This is a genomic window from Streptomyces sp. W16 (assembly GCF_033194735.1).
In the GTDB taxonomy this organism is placed as follows: Bacteria; Actinomycetota; Actinomycetes; order Streptomycetales; family Streptomycetaceae; genus Streptomyces.
Window position 1 is genome coordinate 1 of record NZ_JAWOAI010000729.1, and the last position, 3,874, is coordinate 3,874.

The 3,874-nt window shown below is 72.2% G+C and carries 3 protein-coding genes and 1 pseudogene; all 4 read right to left on the minus strand.

All coding sequences use genetic code 11. The annotated features are described in order from the left end of the window. A pseudogene (locus tag R6V09_RS48025) lies at window positions 1–427 on the minus strand (YoaK family protein); the annotation flags it as partial. 71 nt (window positions 428–498) lie between these two features. Then, window positions 499–915 carry a transglycosylase SLT domain-containing protein gene (locus R6V09_RS48030; protein ID WP_200712962.1) on the minus strand — a complete coding sequence of 139 codons (417 nt, stop codon included), beginning with the start codon at window positions 913–915 and terminating at the stop codon, window positions 499–501. Window positions 916–1,220: 305 nt separating this feature from the next. Beyond that, complete coding sequence (locus R6V09_RS48035) at window positions 1,221–2,027, minus strand: ECF transporter S component (RefSeq protein WP_317887757.1); 807 nt, start codon at window positions 2,025–2,027, stop codon at window positions 1,221–1,223. A 5-nt stretch (window positions 2,028–2,032) separates the two neighbouring features. Beyond that, window positions 2,033–3,703, minus strand: coding sequence for an ABC transporter ATP-binding protein (locus R6V09_RS48040; RefSeq protein ID WP_317887756.1), 1,671 nt, complete (start codon window positions 3,701–3,703; stop codon window positions 2,033–2,035). Window positions 3,704–3,874 lie beyond the last annotated feature (171 nt).

The window sequence follows — 3,874 nt, forward strand, 5'->3', positions numbered from 1 at the left end:
GCGTTGCGCAGGCCCATCGCGAAGGCGGTGAGGGCGATCAAGGGGTGCGTGGTGGCGCTGTCGCCCGGCGCCACGCAGGCGATCACCGCGGCCACGCCCACGAGCAGCGCCTCCGCGCCGAGACTCACCCGGGCCCAGGTCCGGCGCGAGCCGCTGTCCATCCGTGCCGCGATCCGGCCGCCGCGCCCACCAGAAAGGCGCCCAGGGAGGTGAGGGTGCGCGACACCGAGAAACCGGGTGCCCCGGCGGCGGCGAAGCCCAGGACGACGACATTGCCGGTCATGTTCGCGGTGAAGACATGACCGAGGCCCAGATAGCTCACCGCGTCGATCAGCCCGCTGACCACGGTCAGCCCCAGCAGCACGACCACCAGCCGGAGTCCGCGCGCCTCACGGTCGTAGGACTTGGGCTGTGTGTTCTGGTCCATGAACGCAATGTAGCGGCGGCCCCCGGAATGCCGGGGGCCGCCGCCGCGTGTGCGTGTGTGTGGGCCGGTGATCAGTACCAGCCGTTGGACTGCCAGAAGCTCCAGGCCGCGGCGGGGGAGCCGTAGCGGGAGTTCATGTAGTCCAGACCCCACTTGATCTGCGTGGCAGGGTTGGTCTTCCAGTCCGAGCCGGCCGAGGCCATCTTCGAACCGGGCAGCGCCTGGACCAGGCCGTAGGCGCCGGAGGAGGAGTTCGTGGCGGTGACGTTCCAGCCGCTCTCGTGCTCGACGATCTTGCTGAACGCGTTGTACTGCGCCGCGCTCGGGATCATCTTGTGCGCGATCGACTGAGCGGAGGAGGCGGAGGTCGTCGCGGCCTGAGCGGGAGCCGAGGTCAGCACCAGGCCGGTGGTGGCGGCGGCCAGGGCGGCGGCGGTCAGGGCCTTCTTCGGGGAGGCGATGCGAGCGACGATGCGGGAGACGGACACGGAGAACCTGTTTCTTCGGGGACAGAGACGTCGTATGCCTGCCGGTGTCACGCGGTGCGCGGCCCCGGCAAGGCGTCGGCGCCGAGGCCCGTGAGGACTCGTCGGCGCCGTGCGACTGCTCCACAGAAGCACTCTCGATCCGTGTCCGCAAAGATCCCTTTTACTAGTTGTGGTCGCATGTGGGTGAATCGTCAACTGTGTGACGTGGCTCTCAAACCCCAGGTCAGAGGCCTGAAAGTCGCGTACATGCCACGCTCGTGTCCTACTAATCCGCATCGTTGGTGACATGCGTCATGTGCGACGCTTCACCCGGTTCGTCCGTCGAAAGTGACCCGCGTCTCGAAGGCCGCCCGCCGAGTCGCCCGGCGCAGCGCCCGCAGCAGCGCCGGACCGAGAGTCAGCGTGAGTACGACGGTCACGACCGCCCGCCCCAGGTCCCAGCCCAGCGAGGTGGCCACGCAGTAGGCGACGAAACGGGCCAGGTTCGTCGGGACGGCCGCCCCCGGGTCGAAGGCGACCGACGAGGCCGGCGCCCCCATGAAGGGCCAGCCGGCCAGGTTCATGGCGGTGCCGTAGGCGAACGCCGCGAGGAAGCCGTAGCAGGCGAGCACCGCGATCTCGCTACGGCCGCGCAGCCGCTCCCGGCCCGGCAGCAGGCCCGCGCCCATCGTGAACCAGCCCATCGCCAGCATCTGGAACGGCAGCCACGGGCCGACCCCGCCGGTCAGCAGCGCCGACGCGAACATCGTGACGTTGCCGAGCACGAACCCGAAACCGGGTCCGAGGACCCGTCCGCTCAGCACCATCAGGAAGAACATCGGCTCGATACCGGCCGTACCGGCGCCGACGGGGCGGAGGGCGGCGCCGGTGGCGGCGAGCACGCCGAGCATGGCAACGGCTTTCGGGCCGAGCCCCGACTCCGAGATCGCCGCCGCCACGACCGCGACGAGCAGGACGAGCAGGCCCGCGAACAGCCAGGGCGCGTCCTGGGAGTGTGCGGCGACCTGCGAGCCGGGCGGGGCGAGGAAGGGCCAGGCGAAGGCGGCGACACCGGTGACGGTGACGAGGGTGAGGGCGGCGGTGGAGCGGGGGGTGAGGGGGATCGGCCTCATGTCCCTCATGCCAGCGCCTCCCTTACCTCGGCGACCGTCAGCCACTGCTGCGGGGCGAGGATCTTCGTCGTCTGCGGGGCGAAGGACGGGGACGCCACGACCACCTCCGCGGTCGGACCGTCCGCGATCATCTCTCCGTCGGCGAGGAGCACGACCCGGTGGGCCAGTTCGGCGGCGAGCTCCACGTCATGCGTGGCCAGGACGATCGCGTGGCCCTCGGCCGCGAGCGCGCGCAGGATCGCGACCAGGCGGGACTTGGCCGCGTAGTCCAGGCCCCGGGTCGGCTCGTCGAGCAGCAGGAGCGGCGGGCGGGCCGTGAGCACGATCGCGAGGGCGAGTGCGAGGCGCTGCCCCTCGGAGAGGTCGCGGGGGTGGGTGCCGTCGGTCACCCCGGGGAGGAGATCGGAGACCAGGGCACGGCAGGTACCCGGCGTGGCACGGGCGTCCGCGTCGGCCGCGGCGCATTCGGCGGCGACCGTGTCGGCGTACAGCAGGTCACGGGGTTCCTGCGGGACGAGACCCACGCGGCGTACGAGGTCCCGGGGCGCTGTGCGATGCGGGGCGAGGCCGCCGACCCGAACCGATCCGGAGGTGGGCGCGACCAGACCGACGAGGGTGTTGAGGAGGGTGGACTTGCCGGCGCCGTTGCGGCCCATCAGGGCGACGGTCTCGCCGGGGGCGATGGTGAGGTCGACGCGACGGAGGGCGTCGATGCCGGCGCGGCGGACGGAGAGGGCTTGGACTTCCGCTGTACGGGCGGGAGTTGGGGCCGGGGTCTTGCGCATGCGCCAACGGGTGCTTGGTGGGCGGGACTTGGGGAGCGGCCCGGTGAACGGGGTCGCGCCGCGGGCCGGTTCCCGTCCGGCCAGGCGCTCCCGCAGCCCACCCGCCCGGCGCCGCGCGTCCCGCACCGTGAGCGGGAGTGGCGTCCATTCGGCGAGTCGGCCCAGGGCCACCACCGGTGGATACACGGGGGACACCGCCATCACCTCCGCCGGGCTGCCGAGGACCGGTGGGGCACCCGGGGCCGGAAGCAGGACGACCTGGTCGGCGTACTGGACGACGCGCTCCAGGCGGTGTTCGGCCAGCAGGACCGTGGTCCCGAGGTCGTGGACCAGGCGTTGGAGGACGGCGAGTACCTCCTCGGCGGCGGCCGGGTCCAGTGCCGAGGTGGGTTCGTCGAGGACGAGGACCCTGGGGTGCGGGGTGAGCACCGAGCCGATCGCGACGCGCTGCCGCTGGCCGCCGGAGAGGGTGGCGAGGGGACGGTCGCGCAGGTCGGCCAGGCCCAGCAGGTCCAGGGTCTCCTCGACGCGGCGGCGCATCACCTCGGGGGCGATGCCCAACGACTCCATGCCGTAGGCGAGTTCGTCCTCGACCGTGTCCGTCACGAAGTGGGAGAGCGGGTCCTGGCCCACGGTGCCTACTGCGTCGGCGAGTTCACGCGGCTTGTGGGTGCGGGTGTCGCGGCCCGCGACCGTGACCCGGCCGCGCAGGGTGCCGCCGGTGAAGTGCGGGACCAGTCCGCTCACCGCGCCGAGAACCGTCGACTTGCCGACCCCCGACGGGCCGACGAGCAGCACCAGTTCGCCCTCCGGGACCTCGAAGTCGACGCCCTGGACAGCGGGTTGGGGCGCCCCGTCGTACGTCACGGAGACATCCTCGAAGCGGATCACGACGACTCCTTGAAAGTGAGCAACGCGGGGGCCAGGCCCAGCAGTACGGCAGCCGCCGGCCAGAGCGGAAGGGTCGGCGCGACCAGCGGAACCACACCGGGAGTGAGCGCGCCGGGGTCGCGGACGGAGGCGAGCGTGAGCAGCGCGGCGACCGCCGCACCCGAGCCCGCG